At 43.7% G+C, this 17,441-nt stretch carries 12 protein-coding genes; 7 read left to right on the forward strand and 5 right to left on the reverse strand.

Translation table 11 applies throughout. The annotated features are described in order from the left end of the window. The first annotated feature begins 81 nt into the window (after positions 1-81). The 7 genes from AB4Z08_RS30480 to AB4Z08_RS30510 are packed head-to-tail and all read left to right on the forward strand — an operon-like array spanning position 82 to position 7,854. Positions 82-1,287, forward strand: a complete 1,206-nt coding sequence (locus AB4Z08_RS30480) for a hypothetical protein (protein WP_441577573.1) — start codon at positions 82-84, stop codon at positions 1,285-1,287. Beyond that, positions 1,277-1,696 carry a DUF1573 domain-containing protein gene (locus AB4Z08_RS30485; protein ID WP_441577574.1) on the forward strand — a complete coding sequence of 140 codons (420 nt, stop codon included), beginning with the start codon at positions 1,277-1,279 and terminating at the stop codon, positions 1,694-1,696. The genes AB4Z08_RS30480 and AB4Z08_RS30485 overlap by 11 nt, the downstream gene beginning before the upstream one ends. Further along, entirely contained in the window at positions 1,686-4,028 is a 2,343-nt protein-coding gene (locus AB4Z08_RS30490; protein ID WP_441577575.1) for an outer membrane beta-barrel protein, read from the forward strand. Before AB4Z08_RS30485 ends, AB4Z08_RS30490 begins: the two co-directional genes overlap by 11 nt. Positions 4,029-4,088: 60 nt before the next feature. Further along, positions 4,089-5,174: a hypothetical protein gene (locus AB4Z08_RS30495; protein ID WP_441577576.1), complete on the forward strand. Its 1,086-nt coding sequence runs from the start codon at positions 4,089-4,091 to the stop codon at positions 5,172-5,174. A gap of 6 nt (positions 5,175-5,180) precedes the next feature. After that, a complete protein-coding gene (locus AB4Z08_RS30500) occupies positions 5,181-5,999 on the forward strand; it encodes a galactosyltransferase-related protein (RefSeq protein WP_441577577.1) in 819 nt (272 codons plus the stop codon). Further along, positions 5,989-6,576: a class I SAM-dependent methyltransferase gene (locus AB4Z08_RS30505; RefSeq protein WP_441577578.1), complete on the forward strand. Its 588-nt coding sequence runs from the start codon at positions 5,989-5,991 to the stop codon at positions 6,574-6,576. Before AB4Z08_RS30500 ends, AB4Z08_RS30505 begins: the two co-directional genes overlap by 11 nt. Before the next feature lie 21 nt (positions 6,577-6,597). Beyond that, positions 6,598-7,854 carry a glycosyltransferase gene (locus AB4Z08_RS30510; RefSeq protein WP_441577579.1) on the forward strand — a complete coding sequence of 419 codons (1,257 nt, stop codon included), beginning with the start codon at positions 6,598-6,600 and terminating at the stop codon, positions 7,852-7,854. A 77-nt stretch (positions 7,855-7,931) separates the two neighbouring features. On the opposite strand, the gene AB4Z08_RS30515 is transcribed toward AB4Z08_RS30510, so the two are convergent. The 5 genes from AB4Z08_RS30515 to AB4Z08_RS30535 all read right to left on the reverse strand — a co-directional run bounded on the left by AB4Z08_RS30515 (position 7,932) and on the right by AB4Z08_RS30535 (position 17,226). Next, positions 7,932-8,948 carry a GntR family transcriptional regulator gene (locus AB4Z08_RS30515; protein ID WP_441577580.1) on the reverse strand — a complete coding sequence of 339 codons (1,017 nt, stop codon included), beginning with the start codon at positions 8,946-8,948 and terminating at the stop codon, positions 7,932-7,934. Between the two features lie 113 nt (positions 8,949-9,061). Continuing rightward, entirely contained in the window at positions 9,062-10,132 is a 1,071-nt protein-coding gene (locus tag AB4Z08_RS30520; protein ID WP_441577581.1) for a UDP-glucose--hexose-1-phosphate uridylyltransferase, read from the reverse strand. An 8-nt stretch (positions 10,133-10,140) separates the two neighbouring features. Beyond that, positions 10,141-12,348 (reverse strand): alpha-galactosidase, encoded by a 2,208-nt coding sequence (locus AB4Z08_RS30525; protein WP_441577582.1) that lies wholly within the window; start codon positions 12,346-12,348, stop codon positions 10,141-10,143. A 92-nt stretch (positions 12,349-12,440) separates the two neighbouring features. Beyond that, positions 12,441-14,096, reverse strand: coding sequence for a RagB/SusD family nutrient uptake outer membrane protein (locus AB4Z08_RS30530; RefSeq protein ID WP_441577583.1), 1,656 nt, complete (start codon positions 14,094-14,096; stop codon positions 12,441-12,443). Between the two features lie 40 nt (positions 14,097-14,136). After that, on the reverse strand, positions 14,137-17,226 hold the full coding sequence (locus AB4Z08_RS30535; RefSeq protein WP_441577584.1) for a SusC/RagA family TonB-linked outer membrane protein: 3,090 nt from the start codon (positions 17,224-17,226) through the stop codon (positions 14,137-14,139). Positions 17,227-17,441 lie beyond the last annotated feature (215 nt).

The following is a 17,441-nucleotide window of genomic DNA, read 5'->3' on the forward strand; positions in this document are numbered from 1 at the left end:
ATGAAGGAATGCTTCCCATAATACCGGGAAGCATTCCTCATTTTAAGAACGCCCACCTCAGCATGAATAATATATTATAAAATGAAAGGGAACTTGCTTAGAAATCTTTTTTTTACATTAACGATCACTGGTTCAATCTTCTCCTGCAAGAGCGGCTGGGATACAAAACAAGGTGCTGTTGACGGCACTGGAACAGATACAAAATCTGCACTTAATATAGTGGACTCCTTTGTATTAAAAGATAAAGTAACCGGCTTCAATGAATATATCCCCGTAGCGCTGTCAGACAATAAACAGCAACTATTAATTATGCCGGCAAGAGGGTCTAAAACAGTGATTGTATATGACCTGGTTTCCCGTTCTGTTTCAAACAAAATTGACTTTTCCCAATACCTGAATCCTTTAGATAGTAAAGAAGGTCTGTATAATGTGGCCTTATTTCACGACAACATCTACGTTACATATAGAAATGAAATACTTGTATACAATCTCGACAATAAGAAGCTGATAAACAGATTTTTCTGTGGAAAGATTTCGGGGGTTTATTCAGCTTATAACAAAGCTGGTATGGTTTACACAGATGGGCCCGATACCGCTATGCTATCTCAGCTTTTTTCCAAAAACAAACCTGCCTACAACTCAGAAACAGATGCAGTTGCCGAATTATCTCCCTTATCGCTGTATTTATTTCATGATAAGAAATATGCCACCTGCAAGTTGCCCGATATATCCTGCTTCTCGCGTAAAAATATGGGGCAATCATCTGTATACTTTGATTATGACAGAAAAAAGAATACAGGTATAATGGCGGTTTCTCCTGATACCCTGCTGTACTTTTTTTCATTGAAAAATCACGCCATATCGAGGGATTCCGTCTGGAGTCTCCGGCATCTCTTTAATACTACAGTGAATGGATTAGACCGCAGCAACAAAGTAAAAGATATCATCGCATTAACCAGCTACAATCCACAGATAACAGGCATGCAGATGACAAATCAGGGAATTTTCCTCTCCTATGCCCGGGGCCTCGATTCCATGCAGTATAACAAACTATACGATTATACCGTAAGTACGGTGGATAGAGGAAAGTTATTTGCAGGATACCGGAAATGTTACCTGATGGTAATTGACAACAATATGAACTGCCGCGGGTCAATGCCATTGCAGGAGGAAATAGAGGGGGTTTCGTTGCCGTTGGATGATACGAAGTTTATTTGCAAGCCCAAAGCCTCCGCTTACTTTAACCAGGATTCTATAAAATTTTACATCGTAAAATATGAGAGATAAACTATTTTTCGTGACTTCATTCGTCATGCTTCTGGCCAGCATTGGATACTTTTTCCACAAGAAATCAGTCAGCGAAAGAATAAAAGCAGCCTCCTTTAACCCGGTTATTTTTTCTTCCAGAGAATATAACCTCGGCTCTGTAAAAAGCGATTCATTGTATCCGGTAAATTTCTTTTTTAAAGGTGATGAGCGAATGCAAACATCCCGGACAATCAACTTTGAGCCATCATGTGGTTGCACATTATTAACCGGCAACAAAACAAAGTTATTGCAAAGGAATGTGGCAGATACACTAAAAGTAATTTTAAATACCCAGGGCAAAAAAGGCGCATTTATAGTGGAAATTGCGGTAAGAGACACTGCATCCAATATAATAGATAACTTAAAAATTCTCGGGAATGCGAATTAGCCTATTGGTAATTTTTTTGATGCTGGTCAGCAAGGTCGATTATGCCCAGATAGTTGTAAAAGGAAGAGTTGTTGACAGCAATAAAAAACCGATAGCAGGTTGTAACATCTGCGCCAGGACAGCTGGTGCTGACACATTGTGGAATTGCCATATCACTGATTCATCCGGATACTATACGTTTCGGCTAAACGCAACCAAAGAAGACCTTATTACTTTAAAAGCAACACATCTTTCGGCAGAAGCATATGTGAAAACAATGCCAATTCCTGTAAACGAAAATATTGAAGACATTATTTTAAGTCCTAAATCCACCTATTTGAATACCGTTACCGTAAACGCAGTCACGAAATCAAGCATCAGAAAAGTGGGCGACCTGCTGGAATTCATACCGGGCAAATCCCTCCTGGCGCCACAACTCAAAGCCGCCAGCATTATCCGCTCTATACCAGAGGTATATGTACAGGACGATAACATCTCCGTCAGAGGCAACGCTATCCGTTATCTTTATCTGCATGCTTCAGATACGTCTGCCGGCATTCCGATAGACAAAGCAAAATTATTACGGTTACCAGCCAAAAATATTGGACGGGTAACCATTCAATACAACTCCTCTGAAATGCATGTATTCCTCAGGTCCAGAAGTACACCAGGCTATATTATTGCAGCAGATGGAAGCGTAACAATCGGAAAAATGATGTTTGGCTCTATCAACCCCTCCTTTAAATTACAAAGCAACCACTCCAGCTTACAGATCTATACAGAAGCAGGAACAGACAACCGTAAACCCGACACGGAGAGTAGCTTCTATTCTAAACGGGACGAAGTTGCTGAGAAATTCGACAACAATGCCAGGTATAAATCCGAAAAAAAATATGCGGGATCTTATGCCTTATTTGAGCAGTCACTTTCCGGTACCACCACCATTGGCATTCAGCAGGAATTAAAGATGGAACATAATACCAATTCAGGTACTTCAACATCTTCCGGCACCCATGAACAGATCAATAGTAGCAGCTTTGACAAAAGCAGGCTATTCCTTATCACACACAATCTCTACCTGGCTAAATCAATTGACTCCGGTAAACTGAATATAGATGTAAATGGTGGATTCACCTCCACCAATAGCACACTCAACAACACCAATCGTTACTCCTTTAATAATACTTCAGGAAACCAGTTAACAGATCAGGATAACAATTCTGCTTTTTATTTTGGTAAAATTGAAATCACCAACAGTAAGATAAAAAACCGGGTAATAACATTCCGGGCAGAATACAATCATTTATCAAACCCCGTAGGTACCCAGTATGCCTACCATCTACCTGGTATCGTCGCTATTGACTCCGCCTTTAACAACCGTATTATTCAGTCACAATTCAGAAGCTATCTCTCCCTGAATAATACTTTCCGCAATGGAAATATCCTGAACGCTTCGGTTGAAATAGTAAACTATAACTATAAAAACAACGACGATAATGGATATAGCCCAAATGCCTTCAATGCTACCAAAGTATTGCCTGCCATCACTTATTCCATTGCCACAAAAAGCCATCATTATGTGACGTTATTCTATAACAAAACTTTCCGTCCGCCATATGCCGGTTCGTTTGCATTTGCCAGCGATTCAAAAGACGGACTATCGGATAAAGTCAGCAATGCTGCGATAATGCCTTATTCCCCGCATCAACTGGGAATTTCCTATCCCGTCCTAAAGGATCTGACTACAAGTTTATACTGGACTCATACGAATGATAAGATTATGCATTATACGTTGTTTGATTCCGCGTACAACTTCGTTGGTGACCGCCTTATTAATTTAAAAACTGCCAATGAGATTTCATTAAGCGCATCCTACAATAAATCTTTCGGAGAAAGTATTTATACTGCTATCAATGCAGTAATGCAGTACCAGCACTGGAACAACAATGGCGGCAGCTACCCCTTCGATATCTCTTTTTTCTCAGAAGTTATTAACGGCGGTGTTTATTATACAAACACCGGGGGATGGTCCCTGAGTTCTGAGTTTTATTTTATCAGCGGGCAAAAGTTAACCGATGTTGTCCGCCTTCGGCCATATGGGCAACTGGAACTTGGGTTTTCTATGCCCGTACACAAAAGTATCAGCCTGTCTCTCAACTGGAGTGATGTACTATATACCAATAAATTTTCTCTTAAATCGGAAAGGAACGTTTTCAGATCCTATTCTGTTAACGATGTGATGAACATCCGCGCAGGTGTATCTTTTAATTTTGACAGGAAGTATGCGGATAGAAAAGTAAAGGGAAAATCAGCCTTGGAAGATGCCCGTAAATTTATTATCAACAAAAATTAAGCAGCAACATACTTACCATCTGCTGCCGATTGAATTTATTACCAGCATAATTATCGTACCATGAAAATTGATATCGATCTGGACCTTGCCTGCCGCCATCGCTTTATTAATTATCTTGTCCTGAATACGAGCTTCAGCGACACCATTGGTTTATTGGATGGTAAGTCTGCCGCCATATTATACCTGTATCTGAACAGGTCGAAGTTTGAAGCGGACTGGATTGATCATATTGCCTATACTCATCTGGAAGAGATGCTCGCGCAAACCAGTGTATTTACTCCACTTACTTTCGGCAATGGATTATCCGGACTGGGCGCAATGCTTGAATTTCTGTCCACCTCCGGATATCTCGAGGAAAACGTGTCAGACCTGCTGGAAGACGTGGAGCCTAAACTATTGGGACTGGTATATGGAGGCGCACTAAAACAGGCCGGCATTGCTGATGGCCTTAGCGGTCTGGGCCTCTATTTTATTCACAGGATCAGGTCTTCTTCTCCGGCTGCACCAATGATGAACCTAAGATATAAAGAAGCAGTGATTGCATGCGTAGAGCAAATAGGCATGCTGTACAAGGCTGGCCGGATGTCAGCCATGAGTACCGATTTTTTTTCCGGGCTGCCCGGCACCCTGTCTTTCCTATATAATGCAGCTGCTGAAAATATTTACGAGCCGGAAACAACCTCCTTAATAATTCAACTGGCCAATATACTGCTGGATAAACTGACTGAAAATGATAACCTGCTGTCGGCTGCTGCCGGCTATCTTATCCTTTCAGAAATTGCTGGTCACTACGGAGAACTGATCAGGAACGAAGAGTTGATGAACAACCAACGTGACTGGTTTAACAGGATGGAGTCTGCTGATTTCGGAATGCTTGGCGTGACCGCTCCGTTACAGCTTTTGTTTGTACGAAAACTTGCTACACGATATGAAAGGGAAACATCTATAACACAGTGTGATAAAATTTTCGAACAACTGTACGATAACATGAAAGACAGATCCCTGAAAGAGATATTTCCATTTGACCGAGGTGTAAATGCTATCCACACTGGTCTTGAAAACGGAGTCGTCTCGCTTGCATTGCCACTGCATAGCATTGAGTCCGGAGACTATTCCTGGCTATCCATTTTTGGTATTAATAACTGATCTTTTATGAATAATCATTTGATCAATTTACAGGATGTTGCCTTTCTCATTCCTGTTCGTATAGACAGTATCAGCAGACTGGAAAATCTAACGGGGGTGGTAAATTACCTGCAGTCACATTTTTCTACCACCATTTATCTATGTGAGAATGATCAGGTATCAAGACTGAACGATGCGCTGAAAACAGCTTGTACCTACGTTTTCCAACACAATAACAATAAGTTGTTTGCCCGTACAGCTATAAACAACCAGCTGATTAAAATGTCGGCCGCACCGATTTGTGTATTGTACGATGCCGACGTTATTATCCCACCCGCACAATTGCTTTCCGCTATTGACAATATCAGATCTGCTGCAGTACATTTCTCCCTACCGTATGATGGCACATTTACGGAATTGGATGTGTATAGCAAACGGTTATTTCTCCGTCACGGAGATTTAAATCTCCTGCAGGGTGGCAACAGCTATTATAATGTTAATACCAGGAACTCTGTGGGCGGTTGCTTTGTTTTCCGTAAGACAACATATCTCAAATGCGGTCTCGAAAACGAATATATAAAAGGCTGGGGCCATGATGATGCGGAAAGGATAAAAAGAATCAGAAAGCTGGGATACCAGGTGCATCGCCCTGATGGCAGGCTTTATCATCTATGGCATGAAAGGACGGACAATTCCTGGTTCCTGGATGATACACATGAATTAAACAGCTATACCCAATATTTAAAAGTTTGCGGCATGAACAGAGAACAGCTGGAAAAAGAAATCACCGGATGGGCATGGGCAGACGGATTAAGCTATCATAAACAACAACCATATGCCATTTAAAATAAATGAAACCGGATACTGGGAAAGCCCTGATCTTGAAGGCCATTGTTTTGACCACCGCCTGTGTGATAGCATTGGTGCACTGCTGAAACTTCAGCAATGTACCAATGTGATTGATCTGGGATGTGGCCCTGGCTGGTATGTCAGGGAGTTAAGAAAACAAAACTTTGAAATTGCGGGATTTGACGGAAATCCAAATACGGTAGCTATTTCCAGGGAAATACTGAATGATGGCACCACTTGTTCTGTATTGGATCTTACCATCCCCATGCTCCTGGAAACACCGGCAGATTGTATTCTCTGCCTGGAGGTAGGTGAGCATATTCCTGAACAGTTCGAAACCGTATTTATCGAAAACCTTGTCCATAACGCATCGGGAATGATTATCCTCAGCTGGGCGGTAGAAGGACAGGATGGAGACGGGCATGTGAACTGCCGCAATAATTCATATATCATCAACCGAATGAAAACATATGGATTCAGGGAAAATATCCGGGGCAAGAATAAACTGAGACTGGATGCGTACTATGAGTGGTTCTGTCAATCTTTAATGGTTTTTGAAAGAACTATTTTGTAAAAAATAATAAAGCTGATATAGATGGATAAGAAAATAAACCTGGTACTTTTTTACTGTGACAGAATGCAGGGCTTCTTCGGAATTGGCACCCATATGTTTGAACTCGTAAATTACCTGAAACATAGTTCTGACATCAACATAACAATTGTGTTTACCGAAACCGACAAGTACAGTGAATGCACCACTATGATGCAGGATGGAGTTGAAATGATTTACATTCCCTGCCCGGAAAACGGATTATTTCTCGCCAACGAGGATACAAAAATTAACCGGTCTTTAGCGCAAAGAGTCATTCAGCTGTCTTACCCCTATTTGAGAAATAAGGAAAATATGGTATGCTGGTTTAATTCTTTGGGGGAGCTGCAATTACTCCACCAGATCAGGGATTATTATCCTTGTAAAGTTATTTATGTTCACCATGGCTGGCTATGGAAGGATTACAGGAATGTTGCGGATGAAGTTTTTTCCAGCGAATGGCAAAACGGGAACGTCAGTTTCTCAAGAGAAGCTTTCAGAATCACCCTCGATCAACTCGAACTGGTAGATGGTTCGGATAAAACTATTACCGTAACCAATCATGCGAAAAACTTTTTTAGCCGGGATCTTGATGTACCATCGGATAAATTAACAACCATTTATAATGGAATAAAAATGCCCGACCTGACAAATATCGACAGGGAATCCATCAGGAAAGAACTTGGTATTGGCCGGCAGGAGAAAATTATCCTTTATTCGGGAAGAGTAGCCCCAAACAAAGGTATTATCCCCCTGGTAGAGGCATTTAAGAAACTGCTGGTAAAACATCCTGATGCCAGGCTGGTAATGGCAGGTACCGGCACGTTGAATGAGGTATTGAAAGCGGCCATGCCATATTGGTCAAAAGTAACATTGACCGACTATCTGACCAGGGAATGGGTAATGAAATGGTATGCCATTGCCGATATCGGGATACTACCCTCTTATATGGAACAATGCAGCTTCACAGCTATCGAAATGAGATCATGGAAAGTACCCCTGATAGTTAGCGGAGTAGATGGATTGGATGAAATGTTTGATGACCATGTGGATTGTTTGAAGGTGCCGGTAAAGTATAATGAAAAAGGCAACCGGTACCTGGATCCTGAAGACATATGCTCCGCAATGGACCTGTTATTAAGCAACGACCACCTCCGCTTACAGCTCACAGCGGCAGGCTACAACAGAGCCAGGGAGACCTTTTGTCTGGAGCAGATGGGAAATGCTTATATGGAAGTACTTAGTGAAATTATACAACAATAAACGGAATAGAGCTTACTTTGGCAGCAAAGAAAATTCTGATAAAACTACCAGGTGCCCTGGTAGTTTTACTATAAGCGTCACAGGGATTTCCTTCTTATCAACACCGTAGGCAGCACTTCCTGTACCTTTTCCCGCGTTAATACAAAAACAGCGGCCTTCTCTGCCATCAGTTTAAAGTCCGTAGAGTAAGTAGTGATACCGTTGCAGATAATTTCTTTTACTACATCATCATTGTGAGACAGGATGCCCACATCCTTTCCGGGTACCAGTTTCTTTTCCACACAATCTTTCAGGATGGCCCATAACTCTGTATTGTTAATGGTGTAATATACTTTCCCTTTGGCAACGGTACCGGGCACATATTCTGTTTTAATTACCCCGTTGATTTTATGATCTTTAATAAAGCGTTTAAATGCTTTCAGAATTTCTATCGGCGTATCGGTAGAAGGCCGGTAGTAGAAGATCATTTCATCAAACTTGCGGATAGTATCTTTTAAAGTGGTAAATGCATGGTACGATGAATCTCCAAACTCCTGAACAATGTAAGAGTAATCTGCCGTCAATGGCTCATACCGGTCTATCATCAGGAACTTATCCATGGGCAGGCCTTTCAGGATCTCACTTGTTTTGGGATGCGGAATCGGCGCTACCACATACATCCCGTACCGGCCTTTGATAGTAGCCACGATGCTTTCAAATACCTCGATGTTATTATGGTGGAAGAATACATCCAGCTGAATATTTTCACCGAGGTTAGCACGGAATGTTTTATAAAATGTTTCCTGGAAGGTATCAAATGCAAATAACAGCAATGCTACTTTCAGTTGCTGCCCGGTATCATCGCTACTTACAAAAAAGCCCTGCCGGTTGCGTGCCGTCACAATACCTCTTTCCACCAGCTCTTTATAGCCTTTGGCGATTGTTTCCCTTGCAAATCCAAGTTCACCGATCAGGTTATTCACGGAAGGCAATGCGTCCCCCCTCGATAACAATTTCGAATTGATGGCATTGATAATGCCCTGAACGAATTGTTCGTGTTTGGAAAGGCCTGGAATTCCTTCCAGTTCGTGTATCTGCTCGTATATGTCCTGCATGTAAGGAAAATTAATCAGGGCGCTGCCAGTAGGCCACTCTTTTATGGTTATCAATTGTTCACTGTAAAACGACAGCATAGCACGTTACTGTACTATGCTGTCCTACTAAGCTATCAACTTTTTTCTACACTTACAAGTTTTTGCAGGGAATAATGCTCTTCCGGCAGTGATTGCAATTTTTTTGCAGCCCATTCCGGTGTGATATCCCGTTGCGGACTCGCCAGCAGTTCATACCCTACCATGAACTTTTTCACGGCAGCAGAGCGCAGCAATGGCGGATAAAAATGCATGTGCCAATGCCATTCCGGATGTGCGCCGCTATTCACGGGTGCCTGGTGCATACCGGCAGAGTAAGGGAAAGATGTTTCAAAAAGATTATCATACCGGGTACTCAGTCTTTTTAAAATATCTGCCAGCGCCAGCTTTTCTTCTTCCGTGAAATGCGTCATATCCGGTACATGCCGCTTACTCACTACCATCGATTCAAACGGCCATACCGCCCAGAAAGGTACCAGCGCCACAAAATGTTCGTTCTCCACAACAATTCTCTCCTGCTTATCAAGTTCCAGTGCTACATAACTTTGCAGTAAGCTTTTCCCGGTACTTTCATAATATTTTTTCTGGTGAGATGTTTCCTTGATCAGTTCTGCCGGCAAATCGCTGGCGGCCCAGATCTGGCTGTGTGGATGGGGGTTGCTGCATCCCATAATCTCGCCTTTGTTTTCAAAAATCTGTACATACTTTATATCCGGATCTTTCGCCAAATCGCGGAACTCGTTCTCCCATAATCCAATCACTTTACGGATATCTGCCACTTCGAGCAATGGCAGGGTGAGATCATGCCGGGGCGAAAAACATACTACCCGGCAAATACCTTTCACGCCGCGCGCATGTAATAATTGATCTATCTGCTCTGCTCCGGCCGGCGTATCCGCCATCAGTGCCCCAAAATCATTGGTAAAAGCAAAAGGCTCCTTATAATCAGGATTCAGCTCTCCCCCCATCCGGGCGTTACCCGGACACAGGTAACAGGTAGCGTCATATTCAGGCAACGGATCTCTGTCTACTTTTTCTACTTTACCGTTCCATGGTCTTTTTGTACGATGTGGTGATACCAATACCCATTCACCCGTTAATATATTTAACCGTTGGTGTGGGTGTTCTTCTAACTGGAATACGCTCATAAAATGGTTTAGGGTGCTTCGTTAATCTGGATCACCACACTGGTCCTTTTAAGATTCAGTTGTGGATTAAATCCAATGGTCATTAAAAAATCTCCCGCAAAAGTAACATTATCTGGAATAGTGGAAACTTCTTCCGGATAAAGATTGATTTCTTTTAACTGGTATCGTTTGCAGGGATCCAGTCCTTTCAGCCGGATAGGTAATTTACTGCCTTCCCCGTAGCGGTAATTCACCAGGTAGTTGAACATCACGCCGCTGCTTTGTTTTTCATCCAGGTACATCACAGCAGCTACGCTGCCCTCGTGTGGATCTGCGAGGCGGTATTGGTCGCCATGCCAGATCACATCTTTCAAAGCACTATAATTCGTCAGCGCTTCTTTACAGAAGGTCCGCTCCTGCTCTTTCAGGTCTTTTACCACAATATCAAAGCCCAGCTTGCCCATCATGGCTACATCCACCCGGAACTTAATGGACTGCTTACCCCAGTCGGTAACATGATTGGCACTGGCAATAGCCGGATAGAAATAGGAATTTTCCCATTGAATAAAAATCCGTTCCAGCGGATCAGTGTTATCACTCGGCCAGTATTCTGTAAAATATTGTAAGGCGCCGTAATCCACCCGCCCGCCACCACCCGAGCAAAGCATCATCGGCACTGTAGGATATTTGGCGCGTATCCTCGCCAGCACTTTATACAGTCCTCTTACGTACTCTACATACAGCTGGGAAGACTGCTTCCCCTGGTAAGCAGACCATGCATTATAAATAACAGCATTGCAATCCCATTTGATATAAGATAATTTCGGTGCTTTGATAAACAGCGAATCCACGATCTGAAAAACAAAGTCCTGTACTTTAGGATTGCTTAAATCCAACACCAGCTGATGGCGGAAATAATGCTCCTCCCGACCGGGTTGCCTTAACACCCAATCCGGATGCTTCGCGTTCAGCTCACTTTGCGGACTCACCATTTCCGGCTCTATCCATATGCCAAATTTCACCCCATTGCGTTGTGCCATGCTATCCAGTGCCGCGATACCGTTGGGGAGCTTTTTGCGGTTCTCCTGCCAGTCGCCCAGCGCTGCATGATCACTGTTGCGCGGAAATTGATTACCAAACCAGCCATCATCCAGCAGGAAAAGGTCCACCCCCAACTCTTTGGTATCTTTTAATAAGCCTTTCAGTTTTGCTTCGTCAAAATCAAAATAAGTGGCTTCCCAGTTATTCAATAAGGTGAACCGCTCTCCTTTTCCATCCAGTATTTTATAGTTCCTGGCCCAGCGTTGCAGCTTGCGGCTGGCATCTCCTTTTCCTTTGTTAGAAAAGGTATACAGGAAAGGCGGTGTTTCAAATGCTGTGTTAGCGGGTAGTATATAGGGAGATGCATAATTATTGATACCGGCGATGATACGCAGGTTATCCAGATTGTCCAGCTCAAGATCTACCCTGAAATTACCACTCCATTCCACGGAACCATATAACACGCTGCCCTGGTCTTCTGTAGCCGGTTGATCCAGCGAAATCATAAATACTGATGGCTGAAATAAATTAGCACGGGTACCCAGTTTAGAATCCAATGTTTTAATACCATGCGTCAGCTGTGATTCTTCAGGTTGCATTTCCTGGACCCAGTCGCCATGATATTGCTTCAGCCAGTAACGGGATGCTTTTAAATACAGATTAGCAGACGCAAATTTCTGCAGGGTCACATTACCTTTTTCAGTGTGTCTGATCACCGACCATTGTTCTATTACATCTGCTGCTTTATACACTTTGTAATGCAGCGTTACTTCAAACGGATACAAGGGGTCCTTTAGCAAAATGCTGGTTTCTTCCACATCCGGGCCACGGGAAATCGTTTTATGACTTACATACCGCAGATCCAGCCCATTATTACCATCGGCATGGACCACCGCAATCGCTGGTTCGAAAAGATTTTTTGAACCGGCGGCAGTATACGCGGCATTGGCTACTCCGGAATAATCCACTGTTTGTTGGTAAGTAGCAGGGATCTGCTGATACGTGGCGCTGTTGGATAATTTAGTCCCGAAGTAGATGGTCGACAGTTGCCCTTTTGCATCTACCTGTAGAACCACTGCGTTTTGTTTTGATTCCACGGGTATAATCATTGGCCTGGAATCCTGTGCGGTGGCATATCCGCAACAGCCAATAACAAATAACCAGATACTGTGTCTTACATGGATGAATCGCCTCATGAACAAAAACCTTTTATTTAAACGATAGCTACAAGTATTAAATGCAGTACGGATAACGTTAACCCGTTATCTGTACTGCATTTAAAGAAATATTAATACCCGTCATTCTGACGGAGTTTTTTGCCGGAGGCATTAATTTCCGATTGAGGAATAGGCGCCCAGTAATTTTTTGCCGGATCAAAATTACGGGCCAGGGCAGTGATGATGCTGTAGGTAACAGACCCATCTGCCTGTTTGGTAGGGCGGATACCATAAATAGGCACCTTCTCTGTTACACTGGCAATCATCCACCTGCGTACATCATAGTACCGGTGTTCTTCAAAGGCCAGCTCTATACGGCGTTCATTACGGATACGGGTACGCATATCGGCTTTGGAAAGTCCCGCCGGCAATTCCGGCATACCTGCTCTGAGACGGATACTGTTCACCGCCTTATACACACTATCCACCGCTCCCGCAACTTCGTTCTTTGCTTCCGCATAGTTGAGCAGCACTTCTGCGTACCTTAAATATTTCCAGGGCTGGTAAGCCGTCTGGTTAGGATTTTCTACCGGATTACTTTCATTGATATATTTTCTTACGTAATAACCGGTAGGGCTGGTATTCCAGTTACCGTTACCATCTTTACTGTCTTTTCCCCCAGGCAAAAATGTTTCCACATTACGGGTTCTGTACGGCGCGCCATTATACAGGATGCTGGCATAAAAACGCGGATCCCTGTTTTCGTAGGGCTTTGCCTTTTGGGTGGCATTATTCCAGTCGAAACGGGTACCATCTTTCATTTCATAATCATCTACCAGGTTTTGCATCGGTGTATTGCCTCCCCAGCCACCATAGCCGTTAGGACCATTCACCAGCTCCAGGTTCGTATGTTCATTGGTAGGAGAATATACGCGTTCAAAAATATCTTCCGAAGTACCACTGATCGTAAATAATGTTTTGTAATCGTTGTACAGGGAAAACTTATTCAGCGCAATTACTGCCTGTGCAGCATTGGCGGCGGCGGTCCATTTGCTGGCGTTATCAACATTCTTAGTATATAAAGGACTGGCTGCATATAGCAACAGGCGTGCTTTCAGGGCCAGCGCTGCTTCATAGGAACCACGGCCAATAGGATACTTTTTATGCTGCATCAGGACTGCAGCGTTATCCAGTTCATTCACAGCATACTGGATACATTCCTGTACCGGTTTGCGGATAAACAGCGAATCGAAGTTGGTATCTTCCAATGTGTATACGCGGTCTCCCACCAACGGCACATCACCAAAATTGCGGATCAGGTCCTGGTAACGGTAAGCACGGATAAAGCGTAATTCCCCTTTCAGTCTGTCTTTGCCATAACCGCTCATCGGTACTTTGTCGATGTTGGCCAACGCATAGTTCACCTCTCTGATACTACGATAACTTCTGATCCAGGTATCACTGATCCAACCTGTTCTGTCGGGCGTAAGTGCGCCCTGTTGCACAAACCAGGTGTTGTTATCCCACACCACCATAGACTCATCAGTCACAGAGCTCATCCAGGCATCTTCGAAAGCCCTGCCAAATCCGGGTTTGCCGCCATCATTGTTACCGCCTACACCAATATATCTACCGGTTACGTAGGCCTCTGCCAGTGAGGAATCGCCCCACACCGCCGCATCGGTGATGATGCTGGTAGGTGTGGTATCCAGAAAATCCTTTTTACATGCTCCCAGTACTGCGAGGCCAGCTGCTGCCAGGATCAGTACTATATGTTTCGTTGTCATTTCTTTGCAATTGAAATAGTAAATGAATTGTTGCTCCCTCTTAAAAATTCACATTCACACCTACGTTAAATACCTTCTGCTGCGGATAAAAATATCCGCTGCCATCGGTGCCTTCCGGATCTATTTGTTTCACACGGGTAAAGGTGAGCAGGTTAAAGCCATTCAGATAGAAACGCGCCGCTTTAATAGATGCTTTGGATAATAAAGATGCTGGCAGGTTGTAGCCGATCTCTACGTTCTTAAGACGGATAAATGAGGTGTTCCAGTTCCAGAAAGTGCTGGGGTAGGAACCCAGGTTGCTGGAATTAGGTCTGGATACAGCACGTGGCCAGGAAGCATTGGTATTTTCAGGCGTCCAGCGGTTATCTGCCCACTCTTTCAGGAAGGAACCAAATTCACCGGATTCCCAGAGGAGGTATTGCGCTGAATTACCTTGTCCCTGCAGCAAAATATTTACATCAAAACTTTTCCAGGAGGCTCCTAACGTGATACCATATACGATTTGTGGAATATTGTTCTGATCTACTCTTACCCGGTCGTTAGCGGTGATTTTTTTATCGCCATCAAAATCTTCCAGGATCAGGTCTCCAGGCTGCGTGCCGGGCGCATGCGGTGTAGCATCAATTTGTGCCTGATCTTTGTAGATCCCTATACTGCGGTAATATAAACCTGCATTGATCGGATGGCCTTCCACTTTCTGGTGAAAGGGAGTGCTGGGAGCTTCATCCAGGAAGATGACTTTATTTTTGATAAAGCTGAAGTTACCACCAATGTTGAATTTCACTTCATTGAACTTCGTTTCATACATCACGGATGCTTCAATTCCCTTGTTGCTCACCTTACCGATATTTTCGTCCGGTATCTGGCTGCTGCTGATACCACTCACTCCCGGGATACTTAAGCTTCTTGCCGCGAGGATGTTATCCCTGGTTTCACGGAATACATCTACCGTTACATTGAAATGATTTAACAATGATAAGTCCACACCAATATTGGCTTTCTTCGCTGTTTCCCAGGTGATATTAGGGTTCGCCAGTTTAGCCCAGAAGATGGTAGGGATGTTGGCGCCATAAGGCTGCCCGGCATTATTCACGGTGCTGAGTGCGCCGGTTTGCAGATTCAGATTTTGCAGGTACTGATAACCTGGCGCCTGGTCTGGCGCAATATTTTCATTTCCCAGCAAGCCATAGGAAGCACGCAGCTTTAAGCTGTTCACCACATTTTTATTAAACCAGGACTCTTCCGAAATACGCCATGCGGCCATCGCGCTGGGGAAAAAGCCATATTGTTTTCCAGGTGCAAAAATGGAAGATCCATCTTCCCGCAACTGTACATCCAATAAATATTTTTCTGAGTAGTTATAACTGATACGACCAAAATAACTTCTGCGGGTAATGCTATAGCTGCTGCCGTAGTTACTGGCATCCGTTGGTAAAGCGCCACCCTGGCTCAGTTCCGGCAACTGCGTAGTGATGTAGTTCTGACGGCCGGCGCCAAAAGTTTCGTAAGTTGTTTTGGACTGCTGTACGGCCGCAAATGCGCTGAGTTGATGTTTGCCAAAGTGCTTATCATAGCTCAGGCGGAGAAAGGAGTTCAGGAGAGTATAGTTAATCTGGCTTTCAGACATAGAAGGATTATTCGGTCCGCCTTTCACCGGATCATAGGTCTTATCTCCTTTATCATACTGGTATACAATCCAGTTTTTAGCCAGCTGTTTATCAAATTCGAAACGTTTATCGATAGATACCATTCCATCTAAAGACAATCCTTTGGCCAGCTCGTAACTTGCTTTTCCAATCACGCTTCCGGTGGTAATGGGTCTTTTATCAGCACCTGACAACTGCGCCATGGCCAACGGGTTCTTTCCCATTTCCACGCCGGCGCCCATGAGTCCATTCGGGTAATACGCGGGGAGGGTAGGGTAAGTACGATATAAGAATTCGAACACGTTAGATGCCCCAAAACCTGCCAGTGCGGTTTTTTCTTCCTGGCGACCAGACACCTGTACCGTTGCCTTGAATTTAGGCGAGAAGTTGATATCAAAGTTCGCGCGGATATTATACTGTTTATAGTTAAGCGGACTATTACGATACAATCCATCCTGATTCAGGAAGCCACCGGAGATATAATAATTCAGTTTCTCGCTGCCGCCGGAGAAGGATAAATTCGCTGACGTTTGTGAAGACAATGGTTTAAACAGTTCCTTTTCCCAGTCTGTATTAGGATAGGAAACCGGATCTTTCCCATTTCTGAACAGTTCTATTTCTGCATCAGAATAGCGTTGATTTTTGCCTTGTGTAGGGCTGTTATAATAGGCTATTTCATTGAGGATGGTAGCATAGGTGGAAGCATCTACAAATTCCGGTAAGCGGGTAGGTTTAATAAACCCCTGGTTGAGGGTAAAATTGAAATTTGTTTTACCGGCTTCTCCTTTTTTGGTAGTAACGAGTATAACACCGTTTGCCGCCTGGGAGCCATAAATGGCCGCAGAGGCATCTTTCAGCACAGTAATACTTTCAATGTCGTTAGGATTTAACCGTGAAAATCCACCGAGTGCATTGGGTACACCATCAATTACTATCAGGGGAGCAGAGTTACCGGTGGTGGCCACGCCGCGGATCAACAGGCGGGCATCATCGTAACCTGGCTCTCCGCTGGTGTTAGGGGCGATGAGTCCGGGCATGCGGCCTACGAGTGAATTCGAAATATTTGGCTGTGGACTTTTTAAGAGTTCTGCACTTTTCACTGCCGTCACCGAACCGGTTAAAGTGGCTTTTTTAGCCGTACCATATCCTACTACCACCACATCACTGAGGTTTTCTATGGTAGATACCAGGGAGATGATGTTAATGTCGTCTGTCAGCACTACTTCCTGCTGCTGGAAGCCGATACCGGAAACCACCACCGTATTTTTACCGGCTGGTGCGGTAAGAAGAAATCTGCCTTCCTCGTCTGTTTTGGTGCCGGTGGTGGTGCCTTTCACTACTATATTGATAAAAGGTAGCGGTGATTTGTCTGTGGAATTGATGACTTTCCCTTTAAACGGTTTTTGCTGGGCGTATCCAGGTACACACAAACAAAACGCAGAAAGAAACGCTAGGACGCATTTCACCAAATGTCTGGCAATCATTTTTAAAAATTTAAAACGTAAATGGAATACGAACGGTGGAAAAAATGAATCGTGGATGGCGCGGTGCTCCAATATTCATAACGTGCTTGTTTTAGTTGACCTATACTATACTGTTCTATACTATACTATTCTATACTACAAATATAATTTCCGGGAGTGAAACCGCCAAAAAATAATTTCACAGTTTATTAACAAGGCAAAAGCGACCACTGGTA

It is taken from the genome of Chitinophaga sp. RAB17 (assembly GCF_052114225.1).
Taxonomy (GTDB): Bacteria; Bacteroidota; Bacteroidia; order Chitinophagales; family Chitinophagaceae; genus Chitinophaga.

Coding starts and splice junctions, on each gene's coding strand:
- AB4Z08_RS30480 (WP_441577573.1), top strand. CDS start 82: ATGAAAGGGAACTTGCTTAGAAATCTTTTTTTTACATTAACGATCACT.
- AB4Z08_RS30485 (WP_441577574.1), top strand. CDS start 1,277: ATGAGAGATAAACTATTTTTCGTGACTTCATTCGTCATGCTTCTGGCC.
- AB4Z08_RS30490 (WP_441577575.1), top strand. CDS start 1,686: ATGCGAATTAGCCTATTGGTAATTTTTTTGATGCTGGTCAGCAAGGTC.
- AB4Z08_RS30495 (WP_441577576.1), top strand. CDS start 4,089: ATGAAAATTGATATCGATCTGGACCTTGCCTGCCGCCATCGCTTTATT.
- AB4Z08_RS30500 (WP_441577577.1), top strand. CDS start 5,181: ATGAATAATCATTTGATCAATTTACAGGATGTTGCCTTTCTCATTCCT.
- AB4Z08_RS30505 (WP_441577578.1), top strand. CDS start 5,989: ATGCCATTTAAAATAAATGAAACCGGATACTGGGAAAGCCCTGATCTT.
- AB4Z08_RS30510 (WP_441577579.1), top strand. CDS start 6,598: ATGGATAAGAAAATAAACCTGGTACTTTTTTACTGTGACAGAATGCAG.
- AB4Z08_RS30515 (WP_441577580.1), bottom strand. CDS start 8,948: ATGCAGGACATATACGAGCAGATACACGAACTGGAAGGAATTCCAGGC.
- AB4Z08_RS30520 (WP_441577581.1), bottom strand. CDS start 10,132: ATGAGCGTATTCCAGTTAGAAGAACACCCACACCAACGGTTAAATATA.
- AB4Z08_RS30525 (WP_441577582.1), bottom strand. CDS start 12,348: ATGAGGCGATTCATCCATGTAAGACACAGTATCTGGTTATTTGTTATT.
- AB4Z08_RS30530 (WP_441577583.1), bottom strand. CDS start 14,096: ATGACAACGAAACATATAGTACTGATCCTGGCAGCAGCTGGCCTCGCA.
- AB4Z08_RS30535 (WP_441577584.1), bottom strand. CDS start 17,226: ATGATTGCCAGACATTTGGTGAAATGCGTCCTAGCGTTTCTTTCTGCG.